This is a genomic window from Rhodococcus sp. KBW08 (genome assembly GCF_003852455.1).
Taxonomy (GTDB): domain Bacteria; phylum Actinomycetota; class Actinomycetes; order Mycobacteriales; family Mycobacteriaceae; genus Rhodococcus_F; species Rhodococcus_F baikonurensis.
This window is the reverse complement of sequence record NZ_QAJJ01000017.1, coordinates 287,874-301,711: the sequence shown is the minus strand read 5'-3', so window position 1 is coordinate 301,711 and position 13,838 is coordinate 287,874. Positions and strand designations below refer to the sequence as shown.

The 13,838-nt window shown below is 63.1% G+C and carries 12 protein-coding genes; 6 read left to right on the top strand and 6 right to left on the bottom strand.

What is annotated here, in order from left to right; translation table 11 throughout:
- The first annotated feature begins 71 nt into the window (after nucleotides 1-71).
- Together DBV08_RS21965 and DBV08_RS21960 are read left to right on the top strand one after the other, a co-directional pair.
- On the top strand, nucleotides 72-1,745 hold the full coding sequence (locus tag DBV08_RS21965) for an acyl-CoA synthetase (RefSeq protein WP_039973409.1): 1,674 nt from the start codon (nucleotides 72-74) through the stop codon (nucleotides 1,743-1,745).
- Nucleotides 1,745-2,860 (top strand): nitronate monooxygenase family protein, encoded by a 1,116-nt coding sequence (locus tag DBV08_RS21960; protein ID WP_003945863.1) that lies wholly within the window; start codon nucleotides 1,745-1,747, stop codon nucleotides 2,858-2,860. The genes DBV08_RS21965 and DBV08_RS21960 overlap by 1 nt, the downstream gene beginning before the upstream one ends.
- 55 nt (nucleotides 2,861-2,915) lie before the next feature.
- Here DBV08_RS21960 and DBV08_RS32380 read toward each other — a convergent pair whose 3' ends face one another.
- From DBV08_RS32380 to DBV08_RS21935, 6 genes are all read right to left on the bottom strand, one after another.
- Nucleotides 2,916-3,071 carry a hypothetical protein gene (locus DBV08_RS32380; RefSeq protein WP_019746984.1) on the bottom strand — a complete coding sequence of 52 codons (156 nt, stop codon included), beginning with the start codon at nucleotides 3,069-3,071 and terminating at the stop codon, nucleotides 2,916-2,918.
- Nucleotides 3,072-3,138: 67 nt separating this feature from the next.
- Nucleotides 3,139-3,876: a FadR/GntR family transcriptional regulator gene (locus DBV08_RS21955; protein WP_007734278.1), complete on the bottom strand. Its 738-nt coding sequence runs from the start codon at nucleotides 3,874-3,876 to the stop codon at nucleotides 3,139-3,141.
- A gap of 60 nt (nucleotides 3,877-3,936) precedes the next feature.
- The gene (locus DBV08_RS21950) at nucleotides 3,937-4,755 is read right to left on the bottom strand and encodes an ABC transporter ATP-binding protein (protein WP_124568831.1); all 819 of its coding nucleotides are present in this window, start codon (nucleotides 4,753-4,755) and stop codon (nucleotides 3,937-3,939) included.
- The gene (locus tag DBV08_RS21945; RefSeq protein ID WP_221621616.1) at nucleotides 4,752-6,827 is read right to left on the bottom strand and encodes a dipeptide/oligopeptide/nickel ABC transporter permease/ATP-binding protein; all 2,076 of its coding nucleotides are present in this window, start codon (nucleotides 6,825-6,827) and stop codon (nucleotides 4,752-4,754) included. The genes DBV08_RS21950 and DBV08_RS21945 overlap by 4 nt, the downstream gene beginning before the upstream one ends.
- On the bottom strand, nucleotides 6,827-7,786 hold the full coding sequence (locus DBV08_RS21940; RefSeq protein ID WP_029254514.1) for an ABC transporter permease: 960 nt from the start codon (nucleotides 7,784-7,786) through the stop codon (nucleotides 6,827-6,829). Before DBV08_RS21940 ends, DBV08_RS21945 begins: the two co-directional genes overlap by 1 nt.
- A 43-nt stretch (nucleotides 7,787-7,829) precedes the next feature.
- On the bottom strand, nucleotides 7,830-9,455 hold the full coding sequence (locus DBV08_RS21935; RefSeq protein ID WP_124568829.1) for an ABC transporter substrate-binding protein: 1,626 nt from the start codon (nucleotides 9,453-9,455) through the stop codon (nucleotides 7,830-7,832).
- Nucleotides 9,456-9,729: 274 nt separating this feature from the next.
- Between DBV08_RS21935 and DBV08_RS21930 the strand changes: the two genes are divergently transcribed.
- The 4 genes from DBV08_RS21930 to DBV08_RS21915 all read left to right on the top strand — a co-directional run bounded on the left by DBV08_RS21930 (nucleotide 9,730) and on the right by DBV08_RS21915 (nucleotide 13,837).
- Nucleotides 9,730-10,788, top strand: coding sequence for a Gfo/Idh/MocA family protein (locus tag DBV08_RS21930; RefSeq protein WP_124568828.1), 1,059 nt, complete (start codon nucleotides 9,730-9,732; stop codon nucleotides 10,786-10,788).
- A complete protein-coding gene (locus DBV08_RS21925) occupies nucleotides 10,785-11,780 on the top strand; it encodes a Gfo/Idh/MocA family protein (RefSeq protein WP_124568827.1) in 996 nt (331 codons plus the stop codon). Before DBV08_RS21930 ends, DBV08_RS21925 begins: the two co-directional genes overlap by 4 nt.
- Entirely contained in the window at nucleotides 11,777-12,835 is a 1,059-nt protein-coding gene (locus DBV08_RS21920; protein ID WP_124568826.1) for a Gfo/Idh/MocA family protein, read from the top strand. The genes DBV08_RS21925 and DBV08_RS21920 overlap by 4 nt, the downstream gene beginning before the upstream one ends.
- 72 nt (nucleotides 12,836-12,907) lie before the next feature.
- Complete coding sequence (locus DBV08_RS21915) at nucleotides 12,908-13,837, top strand: dihydrodipicolinate synthase family protein (protein WP_095973532.1); 930 nt, start codon at nucleotides 12,908-12,910, stop codon at nucleotides 13,835-13,837.
- Nucleotide 13,838 lies beyond the last annotated feature (1 nt).

Below are 13,838 nucleotides of genomic sequence, written 5' to 3'. Positions count from 1 at the left end.
CCTGGCGGGTCTGTGAGCTGGCTCTCAAATTGGGTCTTGCCAGAAACGGTAACACGTTCTACTTTGAACTCGTGGCCCTTAACATCGCAGACTTCGTAGAGCACGCAATCGACCTCGTTCCGGACCGCGTTGCGCTGGTCTCGGACAACCGCGAGATGACTTATGCGCAGTTGGAGGACCGAGCAAACCGCCTCGGTCACTACCTGCGTGAACATGGCGTTCAGCCGGGTGACAAGGTCGGCATCTACTGCCGGAACGTCATCGAGGCGATCGAGGCCATGGTCGCCGTTTTCAAGATCCGGGCCGTGATGGTCAACATCAACTACCGGTACGTCGAGAACGAGTTGCAGTACATCTTCGACAACTCCGACATGGTGGCACTCATTCACGAGCGCCGCTACTCGGACAAGGTCGCGAACGTCCTGCCGAACACTCCCAAGGTCAAGTCCGTCATCGTGGTCGAGGACGGCACCGATCTGGATTTCAGTGCTTTCGGCATCGGCTACGAGGACGCACTCGCGCAGAGTTCGGGTGAGCGTGATTTCGAAGAGCGCAGCAACGACGACATCTTCATGCTCTACACCGGCGGCACCACCGGAAGTCCCAAGGGCGTCATGTGGCGTCACGAGGACTGGTGGCGTGTGCTCGGCGGCGGCATCAACTTCGTCACCGGCGTTCCGGTCGAGGACGAGTACGAGATGGCGAAGGTCGGCGCTGCCAACCCGAGCATGATCCGCTACCCGATCCCCCCGATGATTCACGGCGGTTCGCAGTCTGCGGTGTTCCACAGCCTCTTCGGCGGCGGAACCTGTTTGATGCACCCCGAATTCGACGCCCACGAGGTGTGGCAGAACATCGACAAGCACAAGGTCAACCTGATCTTCATCACGGGTGACGCGATGGGCCGCCCGATGCTCGACGCACTGATCGCCGGAAACCCGGAGACCGGTGAGCCGTACGATCTTTCGACGCTCTACGTGATGGCCAGCAGTGCTGCACTCTTCTCTCCGAGTATCCAGGAGCAGTTTCTCGAACTGCTGCCTAACCGCTTGCTGACCGACTCCATCGGCGCGTCCGAGACCGGCTTCGGTGGACTGGCAGTGCTGAGCAAGGGCCAGAAGCACACCGGCGGCCCGACGGTCAAGATCGACGCCTCCACAACGGTTCTCGACGACGACGGCAACGAGGTCGAACCCGGATCGGGCAAGCGCGGCATGCTCGCTCGCAAGGGCAACATCCCGCTCGGCTACTACAAGGACGAGGTCAAGACGGCCGAAACCTTCCGCACCATCAACGGCGTTCGTTACTCGATCCCCGGCGACTACGCGCAGGTCGAAGCCGACGGCACGGTCACGATGCTCGGCCGCGGTTCGGTGTCCATCAACAGCGGCGGCGAGAAGGTGTACCCGGAAGAGGTCGAGGGCGCTTTGAAGGCGCACCCGGACATCTTCGACGTGCTGGTGGTCGGTATCCCCGACGAGCGCTTCGGTCAGCGGGTTGCCGCAGTGGTTCAGGTACGTGAAGGCACGTCGCCGACCTTGCACGACATCGCCACCGCGGCGCGCAAAGAGATTGCCGGATACAAGGTTCCGCGCAGCGTGTGGTTCGTCGACCAGATCAAGCGCAATCCGGCAGGCAAGCCCGACTACCGCTGGGCCAAGGCCGAGACGGAATCGCGCGAGGCTGACGATCACAACGGAAACGGCGCTCCTGTGGCGTCCGCAAACGAAAGCGTGGAAGCCTGATGCGTTCGGATCTGGCCGACAAGTTCGGCATCGAATACCCGATCTTCGGATTCACTCCTTCCGAGCACGTCGCCGCCGCGATCAGTCGCGCAGGCGGTCTGGGCGTTCTCGGTTGCGTCCGGTTCAACGACCCGGAAGAGCTCGAAGCTGCACTCACGTGGATGGACGAGAACACCGACGGGAAGCCGTACGGCGTCGACATCGTCATGCCGGCCAAGGTGCCGACCGAGGGTGGTGCCGTCGATCTCGACAAGCTGATCCCGGAGGAGCACCGCGCCTTCGTCAATCGCACGCTGGACGAACTGGGGGTGCCGCCGCTGTCCGACGACGTCGAGCATGCGACCGGCGTACTGGGATGGCTTCACTCGGTGGCGCGGTCCCACGTCGATGTTGCTCTGGGGCATCGGATTGCGCTGATCGCGAATGCGCTGGGATCGCCGCCCAAGGACGTCATCGATCAGGCGCACGAGAAGGGCGTTCCGGTAGCGGCACTGGCCGGCGCCGTCGAGCACGCACGTCGTCACGTCGAGAACGGCGTCGACATCGTGATCGCGCAGGGCTACGAGGCCGGCGGTCACACGGGCGAGATCGCTTCGATGGTTCTGGTCCCGGAAATTGTTGATGCACTGGGTGATTCAGCTGCTGTACTGGCTGCCGGCGGTATCGGCAGCGGCCGTCAGGTGGCTGCTGCACTCGCACTCGGTGCGTCTGGAGTATGGATGGGCTCGTACTGGCTCACCACCTCCGAATACAAACTCGGCAGTGCGTCGGGCGAGGGCCCGTCCGCTATTCAGCGTGCACTGTTGGGCGCGACGTCGGCCGACACCGTACGTTCGCGCATCTACTCGGGTAAGCCCGCTCGGTTGCTCAAGACCAAGTGGACGGAAGCCTGGTCGAACCCGGGAGCACCGGCGCCCTTGCCGATGCCGCTGCAGAACCTGCTGGTCAGCGACGCTCATCAGAGAATCGCTGCATCGGAGAACCCGGAAGTTGTGGCAATGCCCGTCGGCCAGATCGTGGGCCGGATGAACGAGATCCGCCCCGTCGCCGAGGTCATGGCAGAGCTGGTGTCAGGGTTCGAGGACGCGCGAACCCGACTGGATTCGATGAAGTAGTAGATGACACGTACGTATGCCCTCGGCCGAGTTTCGGCCGAGGGCATACGTCGTTTCAGCCGGCGAGGTCGTCCGGTCCGACGCTGTCCGACAACCATTCTCCGCGGCTGAGGGCGCCGTCGTCGCGGCGACGTGCGATCACGAAAATGACGAGGGCGGCAGCGAGGACAACTGCGAGAACGCGCGAAGGCGTCAGGTTCGGGTTCTTCATACCCGTAATTTTGCCGGAAGAACGGGCGCGATGGTGAGGCAGCGGAGCAAAATCACGTGTTTCGAGATTACTGCGCTTCGGACGCATGGAGACTGGCGATCCGCTCGCGCAGGCCACCGAAGTGCACATCGAGAGTGTGCGCCGCCTCGACGGCATCACCCGTACGGATCGCGTCGAGAATCGCACGGTGCTTCGACGCGATGTCTATCAGTGGCGTGTCCGAATGCCCGATGGCTTGCTGAATCTCGCTGTACACCTGCCAGAAGACGTCCATCAACTGAGCGAGGACCTGGTTGTCGAGCGGGGAGTACAGGCGGGAGTGAAAGGTCGCGTCGATGTCGGAGAAGTTCTTCCCGGCGGCGGCACGAACCTCCATACCGGTGACGAGTTCGTCGAGGTCGGCGTGGTCGGCCGACGTCATCTCGGCCATTGCCGCACCGATCAATCCGGTCTCGAGTGCTTGACGAATGTCGACCAGTTCCATCGCCTCGTGCCCGGTGCCCTGCAACGACAACCGGCCGCGGAAGGTCAGGCCGTCGGCGAGAGCGTCGAAGTTGCTCGGGGCGACGAACATTCCGAAGCCGTGACGGATCTCGACGACGCCCAAGGCCTGCAGAACCTTGAGTGCCTCGCGGAGCGTGTTCCGGCCGATTCCCAACTCCTCGGACAGTTCGGCCTCGGTGGGCATCGGGTCGCCAGGGGAGAGTCTGCGTTCGAGGATCAAGTTCATGATGTCCGTCTGAAGTGCGCGCATGCGGTTTTGCGCGCTGAAACGAGCGCCCTGTGTGCCACTCCGGACAGACATCGATTCCCCTTTTCTGATACGAACGTCCTTCATCCTATGTCCGGTCATCCGCTCCATTGGTCAACCCACGTCAACGGTGCGTTGCAGGAGACTGGGCGCCGCACCCAGCAGTTTGGCCGTGTACGCGTCCGACGGGTTGTCGAATACTTCCTGCGCCGTTCCCTGCTCGACGATCCGCCCGGCGTTCATGACGACGATGGTGTCGGAGACGTACCGCACCGTTTGTATGTCGTGCGAGATGAACACCATGCCGAGCCCCAGTCGAGCTTTGATGTCGCTGAGCAGGTTCAGGATCTGCGCTCGCACCGAGACGTCGAGAGCCGACGTCGGCTCGTCGGCGACGATGACGTCGGGTTCGAGCGCGAGCGCACGCGCGATCGCGACACGTTGACGCTGACCGCCGGAGATCTGACTCGGGATGACTTCGAGTGCGGATTGAGGGAGCCCCACCAAACCGACCAGCTCGCGAACGCGGGCTGTTCGGCTCGCGCGGTTGCCGATGCCGTGGACGTCGAGCGGATCGGTGAGGATGTCGGCCACCGTCATTCGCGGATTGAGTGCGGTAGCCGGATCCTGGAACACTATCGAGATCGCCCGCCCGAACTCCTTGCGCACGCCCGCCGATCGGGTCAGAGCGCTTCGGCCGCGAAATACCACGTCGCCCGACGTCGGTTTCTGGAGTCCGACCATGACTTTGGCCAGAGTGGACTTACCGCAACCCGACTCGCCCACGATGCCGATCGTCGCCCCTCGTCGTACGGCGATACTGACATCGTCGACCGCGTGAACCGTGCCGGGTTTGAACAGTGATCCCGAACGGGTCTTGTGGACGACGTGAATGTTCTTCAGTTCCAGGATGGGTGCTTCAGCTGTAGTCATCGCACGCTCTCCAATTCCGATTCTGCGTGTGCGGGAGTCGCGGACTGGTTCGCGAAGAAATGCTCGGTCCCGTCGATACGGACCATCTCCGGCTTACGGAGGGGATCGGAATCCGGGCGGGTGGAACGCTCGGCGAAACGGTCTCCCGGCGCGAAGCTTCCGGGTGACGGAACGGTTCCCTGGATCTGATGCAGTCGCGGCGCTTCGTCCTCGATGGAGAGAACGGCACCGAGAAGGCCCTGAGTGTATTCGTGGCGGGGATCGACGAGCAGGTCACTCGTCGGCGCCGACTCGACGACCTGACCGGCATACATCACCGTGATCTTGTGGGCGAGGGAGGCAACGAGGGCCAGGTCGTGGCTGACGAAGACCATCGCGAATCCCAGCTTTTCCCGAAGGTCGTTGAGCAAGTCCACGACCTGGGCCTGGACGGTGACGTCGAGGGCGGTGGTGGGCTCGTCCGCGACGATCAACCGCGGACTACGGGTGAGCGACATCGCGATCAGGACGCGCTGACGCTGACCACCGGAAAGCTCGTGTGGGTAGCTGGCGAGAGTGCGCACCGGATCGAGTCCGACGAGTTCGAGCAACTCCTCGGCTGTGCGGGTACCGCCACGCTTGGTGAGCTGCTTGAACTGCGCGCGGATCAGCATCGCCGGGTTCAGAGAACTCAGCGCATCCTGGTAGATCATCGCCATGTCGTGTCCGCGCAGCTTGTTTCGCTCCCGGTTGTTCAGTTCGAGGACGTTGACGCCGTCGAACAGGATCTCGCCGGTCACCACTGCTGTCTTGGGCAGTAGACCCATGATCGCCAGCGAAGTGAGCGACTTTCCGCAACCGGACTCGCCGACCAGTGCCATCGTCTCGTTCGGGCGGACGGTGAAGCTCACGTTGTCGACGATCGCCGTGTCTCCGTAGCGTTCGGGGAACCGGATCGTGAGATTGCGGACCTCGAGGAGGGGCGCTGCATCGCCCTCGTACACAAGACGATCGGACCGAGACCGCTCGGTTTCCGCCAGGATCTTCAGGTGAGTTTCGAGAGGGGTCGGCTCGGCGGCCGGCTTCAGAACATCTTTCACGACGCTGGAGTCGGCGAAGTCGTCGATCAACTCCGGGGCCTCGGTGACTGCAGCTTCGTCCTCCAGAATGAGCTCGTTGGAGGTCTCCTCCGCTGCGGCAGTCTGCGCTGCTTCCAGTGCGGAGGGCGTCTTCTTGGTTTTCTTCAGACTCGGATCTGCCATCGCGTCGGTCAGGCCCTCCGCGAGCACGTTGAGGGAGAGCACCGTCAGAAGAATGAGCAGTCCGGGGAATACCGTTGCCCACCAACCACCGAGAAGGACCATGTTCTTGCCGTCGGCGATCACCGATCCCCACGACGGATCCGGGGGACGGACACCGGCGCCGATGAACGACAGGCTGGCCTCCAGCACGATGGCGTCGGCGACCATGACAGTGCAGAAGACGAGAACGGGCGCAGCACAGTTGGCTACGACGTGCTTGACGACGATGTGTGAAGTTCTTGCGCCGATGACCTTTTCGGCCGCGACGTAGTCCTCGCCGTACTGAGCGAGAACGTTCGCGCGAACGACGCGGGCCACCATCGGCGTGTAGAGGAACGCGATCGTGACGATCAGAACCGGGATCGAACCACCGAAGGCTGCGACGAGTACGGCAGCGAGCGCGATGCCAGGGAACGCCATGACTACGTCGAGCACACGCATGATGGTCTCGTCGACGCCTTTTCGGCTCGTTGCGGCCACCGATCCGATGAGAGCGCCGGCGCACAGTGCGAGGAAGGTGGAACCGAGACCGATGGTCAGCGACCAGCGTCCGCCGTAGAGCAAGCGGCTGAACAGATCTCGGCCGAGACTGTCCTGACCGAACCAGTGCTCGGCGCTGGGGCCCGCGGTACCGACCGCCTGTTCGAGTGGGGTGTACTGCGTGATCAGCGGCGCGAAGAGGCAGGCGAGCACGATGATCGCGAGAACCGCCATCGACAGCCAGGCCGAGAGGGGGAAGCGAGAAAAGGTGATACCGGGTCGCGAAAGCTTCTCGGTGAGTTTTCTTCTCATCATGCTGCGCTCCGAAGTCGTGGATTGACGAGCAGGTAGAGGATGTCGACGGCGAGGTTGACGACGACGAAGCCGACCGCGATCACGATGACAACACCCTGAACGACTGCGGGATCACCGTTGGTGACGCCGTTGATCATGAGCTGACCCATTCCGGGAAGGCCGAAGATCTGCTCGATGACCACGGCGCCGCCGAGGAGGTAACCGACACGCAGGCCCAGAACGGTGAGCGGGTTGATCAGCGCGTTACGCAACACATTCCGTCCGATCACCACGTGATAGGGCAGGCCGCTGCCGATTGCGGTACGGACGTAGTCCTTGTCCAACTCCTCGACCATGGACGTGCGGATGATTCGCGTCAGTTGCGCCGCGACGGGCAGTGACAGAGACAGCGCCGGGAGCGCCATGTACCAGAGCCAGTCACCGACGGAGTCGCTCGGATTGACGTAGCCACCGGTAGGGAACCATCCGAGTTGGACAGCAAGGTACTGAATCATCAGCAGTGCCAACCAGAATGACGGTGCTGCCACACCACCGAGGGAGATCACTCGGATGACCTGATCCGGCCAACGATCGCGGAACAGTGCGCTGGTGACACCGAAGATCAGCGAGAGCACGATGGCGATCACCAGTCCGAGAACCGTGAGCTGAATGGTCAGTGGCAGAGCGGTGGAGATCGAATCCAACACCGGGGTACCGGAAATCAGACTGTCACCCATGTTGCCACTGACCAGATCGGTCACGAAGTGAACGTATTGCAGCGGAAGCGGATCGAGCAGTCCGTTCTCTTCCTTGAACTGCTGCAACTGTTCCGCAGTCGGGTTGCCGCCGTTGAACGCCGCGGTTGCGGGATCGGTGGGCGCGAACTGCATCACGATGAAGACGAACGCGATGATGCCGAGGATCAGGGGGATCAGTATCAGTAATCGCCTGATCAGCATGGGGAGGACTCTTGCCATCGGGGGATCTCTCAGTTGTGGGAAACGGCCGAGCGCGCGGGTATCAGGCCGGCTTCGCCTGAAGCAGGTTGACGCCGGGGTACGGCAGCGGAGTGACGTCAGCGATCTTCTTCGGATCCCACGCAGTCAGGAGTTCCTGATGGAGAACCGGGTAGTAGACAGCATTTTCGGCGATCTGGTTCAGGTACGACTGCACGAGGGTGCTGCGCTTTGCCGGGTCGGTCTCGCGGGTGGCTTCGTCCATGGTGGCGTAGATCTTCTGCGCCTCGGGGGTGTCGTCCCACTTGGCGTAGGTCTTCGTCCACAAGCCGCCCTTGCTGTACGTGTAGCGGACGAGGAGGTCGACGTCGCTGCCGAATGCCTGGGGGTTGGACGTACCCGCAGCGATCTGGAACTTCTGGCCGCTGTTGAGCTTGCTCACCATGGCGCTGGTGTCCTGCGGTTCGAGCGTCGTGTTGAATCCGACTGCGTCCCAGGACTCTTTGATGGTCGGCAAGCAGTCGGCCAACCAGCTGACGTTGGTGGAGAGCAGCGTCAGGTCGAGGCCACTGACACCGGCGGAAGCGAGGAGTGAGCGGGCCTTGTCCGGATCGTACGAGTAAACGGTGGACGCCCGCGCGTAGTCGGGGTTGCGCTCGTACAGGTAACTCGTGGCCGGTGCTGCCTTGCCACCGAGGGCGATCTCGATCATCTTCGGGGTGTTGATGGCATAGAACATCGCCTGGCGAACACGAACGTCGTCGAACGGTGCCTGAGTGGTGTCGAAGAGCAGGTACATGAGGTTCATGCCCGGGTTGCCCTCGACGGTGCGCCCGCCGGTGGTCAGAGTCGGGACGTTGGCGACGGGGATGTTGTCGGCGAGTTGTGCACCGGCATTGTTGCCCGAGACGCGTGCGATGCGTGAGGAAGTGTCGACGATGGACAGCCAGTTCATCGTCGCGAAGTTGGCCGGACGCGGCCCGTTGTACGCCTCGTAGGCCTCGAAAGCTGTGTTGCTCTTGGGGGTGTGGCTCTTGAGCTTGTACGGACCGGAACCGACGACCAGCGCGCCGGACTTGGCCTCGTCCCAATGACCGTCGAAGACGTGCTTGGGCATGATCTTGGCGATCGAGAGACGCTGTGCGGCAGCGCTGAACGGGTAGTTGAAGTTCAGGGTCACCGTCTGGTCGTCGACCTTGGTGACGGACTGCAACCAGGAGGAGAAGAAGGAGCGGATCAGTACGTTCTGCTGTGGATCGAGGATGCGGTCGAAGGTGAAGACGACGTCGTCCGAGGTGACCGGAGTGCCGTCGTGCCAGGTTGCACCGTCGCGGATCTTCATGGTCCAGCTCGAGGCGGTGGCGTCGGTCGGGACGGCTTGTGCGAGCGCCGCATACGTCTCACCGGTGCCGGGATCGTTTTCGAGCAGTCCCTCGTAGACGTGGTTGACGGCCGCCATGAGGAAACCGGATGCAGTCTGCATCGGGTCGAAGCTCTGGTCGTTGCCGTATCCGATGGCGGTGGTCAGATCGCCGGTGCTCGCGGAACCGCCGACTACCGAGGTCGACGACGGGCCGCCGCCACAAGCCGCGAGAGTCGCGGTGATACCTGCTGCAGCTCCCAACAGCCCGGTGTACCGGAACAGGTCTCGGCGGGTGAACGCGGAGCTCAGCGGTCGTTCGTTCTTCAAGGCGGCCTCCAAGGCGGGGAGCGGGACATCGGGGGAGTGGATAGGGGATGTCCTATGTTCGACGTCCGATGTTGCGTAACTTACATTGTGGATCAGAAAGCGTCTAGAGAATCTTCGGAACTCGCGCCGCGGAACTTCGAGTTCCGAGAGGTTTGGAATAAAAAATAGTGCGTTTACCTGCATAGATGAAGACTGTGTTACCGAAGTCGAATTGACGGGTGAAGGCGCCGCCCGTATAACATAGGACATCCCTCATCCAATCTTTGGAGACTTCATGACCCGATACAAAGTCGGTGTGGTCGGTTGCGGATTCTTCGGTAGTTCCCTCGCTCGCGAGCTGGCTGCCCATCCACGTTTCGAACTGGCGATGCTGTGCGACCGTGACTTCGAGCGGGCTAAGGACGTCGCCGCCGAGTTCTCGGCAACCCCGACAGACGACCACGCCGTGGTGGCCGCTCACCCGGAGTTGGCCCTCGTTGTCGTCGCGACGCCCAATCACGCGCACGCCGAACCTGCCATCGCGGCACTCGAGCACGGCAAGGCAGTTTTTGTCGAGAAGCCACTCGCCGTCGAATTGGTCGATGCGCAGAACATGATCGCGAGCGCCGACGCGAGCGGTTCGCCGCTGATGGTCGGTCACATCATGCGGATGATGCCGGGTGTACGACGTCTGGCCGACCTGCTGACCTCGGGAGAGCTCGGCGAGGTCGCTGCGATCGAAACGTCTCGCTCACGATGGATCGACACCGGCGGCGCAGATCCACAGTGGTGGAAGCTCGACAAGACCCGGACGGGTGGAGAACTGACTCACGAGATTCACGAACTGGACCTGATGTGCTGGCTCGGCGGCGAGGTGACTGCCGTGTCGAGCATCGCCACCGCGGACGACGGCTTCCGCAACACAGTGGTGTCGTTCGCCGGCGGCGCGATCGGCAGACACACTATCTCGACGCGTTCACACACTTCTTCGTGGGAGCTGACGGTCGATGCCGCCGAAGGCTCGGTCCACGCGGACTTCCACACCGGCCGGGTCAGCCGACTGCGCGGGGGACGGGTCGAAGAGTCGTGGCCGATCTTCGACCTCGACGCCGAGAACCAATCGTTGATCGACGCTGCCAGCAGGACGCAGAAGTACAACTCGGGCAACGGAGGATCCTCGCTGTGGATGCAGGCTGCGATTCGCCACGAAATCGACGAGATGGCAGCAGTTCTCGACGGCAAGGCTGATGCCGACTCGCCGTTGACATACGCACGCGAACGCGCACTCGTCGTCGCCGAACAGGTGCGACTCGGTGGCGGCGAACCGGCAGCGCTGTCGGGAAGTGCGAAGTGACCGTGCGTGTAGCCGTCATCGGCAGTGGCGGAATCGCTCGGGATCACGTCAGCGCTCTGGCGCGCATTCCATCGGTCGAAGTCGCCTACGTATTCGGTAGTGACTTGGACCGGGCCGCATCGGTTGCGGCATTGGCGCCGGGCGCGCAGGCCAGTACCGATCTGGCGAAGATTCTCGCAGACCCGACGGTGCACGCGGTCAACGTCGTCGGAGCCACTCCCGACCATGCGCCCGTGACGATAGCCGCCGGCCGCGCGGGAAAGCATGTGCACGTGGAGAAGCCGGCTGCGTTGACAGTCGCGGACTTCGACGCGATGGTCGAGGCCACCGAAGGTGGCGGCACGTCCCTGATGGTCGGACAGACCGTACGATTCCAGCCGTCGATCACCTCGATCGGAAACTCGGTTGCGCAAGGCGCCATCGGGGACCCCCGGTTGATCCACCTCAGTTGGTACACCGGCCACGTCTGGCCAGGGGGCTGGCGAGGCTGGCAACACGACAAGGAACGCTCGGGTGGTCACCCCGTTCACAACGGAACCCACGCACTCGATCTGGTGACGTGGCTGATCGGTCGTCGTCCGATCCGCGTGTTCGCTCGTAGTTTCCCCACCTTCGCAGCGGGGATGCCCGTGCACGACAGCTTCCATCTGACCGTTCGCTTCGAGGACGGATCGCTGGCACTCATCGAATTGGCTTACGCACTACCGCAATCGGGCAAGATGGTGCGCCGGATCGTGGTGTCCGGAACTTCCGGCACGCTCGCGCACGACACCGGCGACGACCCGGGACTGATGACGGACACGACCAACGCGCCGCCGTCGTCGATCGAGGACGCGATGTCGCATCAGATGCGTCACTGGATCGCCACACTCGACGGTTCCGCGAGCCCGATAGTCGAGAACTGGCAGGTGCGTGCAGCTCTCGCGACTGCCATCGCTGCCCAGCAATCACTTGACACCGGCCGTGCGATCTCGATCGGAGAACACCGATGACCGGCACCGGTTCGATCCGCGTCGGATTTGTCAGCGGCGTCAGGCATGCCGGTTCCTACGCGGACCTGTTGCGTTCCGATCCTCGAGTGAGCGTGGTCGGGGCCTCCGACGAATCCTCGGTCCCCGATTGGATTCGTGAGGACGGGATCGCGATGGCAAAGGCCGCAGACATCGAGTGGATCGACGAACTCGACGAGCTCCTCGACCCAGAACGGATAGACCTGGCGATCATCTGCAGTGAGCCGACCAGGCATGCACGGCTTGCGATTGCCGCATTGGACGCGGGACTCGACGTCCTGGTGGACAAGCCGGTGGGCGTCGACGAGGCGGAGGCCGCGGCGGTGGAGGAAGCCGCACGGTCGAACGGGCGAATCTGTACGGTGGTGAACCGCACTCATTCACCTGCGCTGCGACGACTGCGCCGCTGGATCGATGCCGGAAGCCTCGGATTGCCGCGCCACGTGGACATCGAGTTCCTGGCAAGCGGAACACATTTCGCCACCTCGGTCGAGCGTCCCGAACTTGTGGTGGATCCGGCGCTGTCCGGCGGGGGAGAAGTGGTGAACTTCGCCGGATACGCCGCCGACTACCTCAGATACCTGACCGGTCTGGACGTCACCGAGGTGTACGCCGAGACGAGCACGCTCTACGGCGGCGCCCACCAGCAATTCGGTGTGGAAGACACAGCGTTGATCTCGCTCGCCCTGGAAAACGGCGTCACCGCGACGGTGACCGTCGGAAGAATCCCCGCAGCACCGGGTTTCGGTGCGAATACCGCGACGGTTCGGGTCCTCGGCTCCCACGGATACGCAAGTTCCGACGACGACAAACCCGCGGTGACACACTTCGCGGCCTCGGGAGACGTGACCGCATCACCCATCGGCGGCTTCGGGTCGGACAACGCGGTGTCGAGCTTTCTCTCTCACGTGCTCGATCGACTCCCCACACGGACCGAACCCGACTACACCGTGGCAGACGCCCGCGCGTCGATGCGCGTGATCGACGCTGCTTATCGGTCCGCCTCGAGCGGTCAGCCGGTCTCCGTTTCTCCCTGACAGTTCTCCCTGACAGTTCTCCCTGACAGCCGCACCCACAACTCAATCCGACAACCAACATATGGAGACCCCATGAGCACGGAAACCACCACCTTCAGCGGAATCGTCCCGCCCATCGTCACACCCCTGACGCTCGAGGGCGAGGTCGACACCACGTCGCTCGAACGCCTGCTCTCACTGCAGATCGAAGCCGGAGTCGACGGGTTGTTCGTCCTCGGTTCCTCGGGTGAGGTCGGTTACCTCACCGACGCTCAGCGCGCCCAGGTGGTGCAGACGGCCATCGGTCACGTCGGCGGGCAGGTCCCGGTCCTCGTCGGAGTGAACGACATGACCACCAACCGGGTCATCGCCGTCGCCGAGCAGGCGCGCGAAGCGGGTGCGGATGCCATCGTCGCGACGGCGCCGTTCTATGCGATCACCGACGCGGCCGAGACGGCAACACATTTCCGATCCATCCACGCCGCAGTGGATCTTCCGTTGTTCGCCTACGACGTGCCGGTTCGTGTCCACAGCAAGCTCAACCCGGCAATGCTGGTCGAACTCGGCCGCGAGGGAGTCATCGCCGGAGTGAAGGATTCGAGCGGCGACGACGTCAGTTTCCGTATGTTGCTCCGTCAGTCGGCCGAGCTCGAAAACTTTGCCGTCTTCACCGGGCACGAGGTAGTCGTCGACGGATGCCTGCTGATGGGTGCTTCGGGCGCAGTGCCCGGCCTGGCCAACGTGGACCCGCACGGCTACGTGCGACTGTGGCGCGCCGCGCAGGCAGGAGACTGGGCCGCAGCGAAGGCCGAGCAGGATCGACTCACCGATCTGTTCTCCATCGTCGAGGCGCCGACACCGGGTCGCGTCAGTGCCGGTGCCGCGGGTCTGGGCGCGTTCAAGACGGCTCTGGCCCTGCGCGGCGTCATAACCGGCAACACGATGTGCGCCCCGATGCTCTCGCTCGACGAGTCCGAGACCGCAACGATCAAGGTCGTTCTCGAACGGGCCGGGCTCCTCTGAC

What these genes read in the sequence shown, in the direction of transcription:
- DBV08_RS21915 (WP_095973532.1), top strand. Translation starts at nt 12,908, where the DNA reads ATGAGCACGGAAACCACCACCTTCAGCGGAATCGTCCCGCCCATCGTC.
- DBV08_RS21945 (WP_221621616.1), bottom strand. Translation starts at nt 6,827, where the DNA reads ATGAGAAGAAAACTCACCGAGAAGCTTTCGCGACCCGGTATCACCTTT.
- DBV08_RS21940 (WP_029254514.1), bottom strand. Translation starts at nt 7,786, where the DNA reads ATGGCAAGAGTCCTCCCCATGCTGATCAGGCGATTACTGATACTGATC.
- DBV08_RS21920 (WP_124568826.1), top strand. Translation starts at nt 11,777, where the DNA reads ATGACCGGCACCGGTTCGATCCGCGTCGGATTTGTCAGCGGCGTCAGG.
- DBV08_RS21960 (WP_003945863.1), top strand. Translation starts at nt 1,745, where the DNA reads ATGCGTTCGGATCTGGCCGACAAGTTCGGCATCGAATACCCGATCTTC.
- DBV08_RS21930 (WP_124568828.1), top strand. Translation starts at nt 9,730, where the DNA reads ATGACCCGATACAAAGTCGGTGTGGTCGGTTGCGGATTCTTCGGTAGT.
- DBV08_RS21950 (WP_124568831.1), bottom strand. Translation starts at nt 4,755, where the DNA reads ATGACTACAGCTGAAGCACCCATCCTGGAACTGAAGAACATTCACGTC.
- DBV08_RS21955 (WP_007734278.1), bottom strand. Translation starts at nt 3,876, where the DNA reads ATGTCTGTCCGGAGTGGCACACAGGGCGCTCGTTTCAGCGCGCAAAAC.
- DBV08_RS32380 (WP_019746984.1), bottom strand. Translation starts at nt 3,071, where the DNA reads ATGAAGAACCCGAACCTGACGCCTTCGCGCGTTCTCGCAGTTGTCCTC.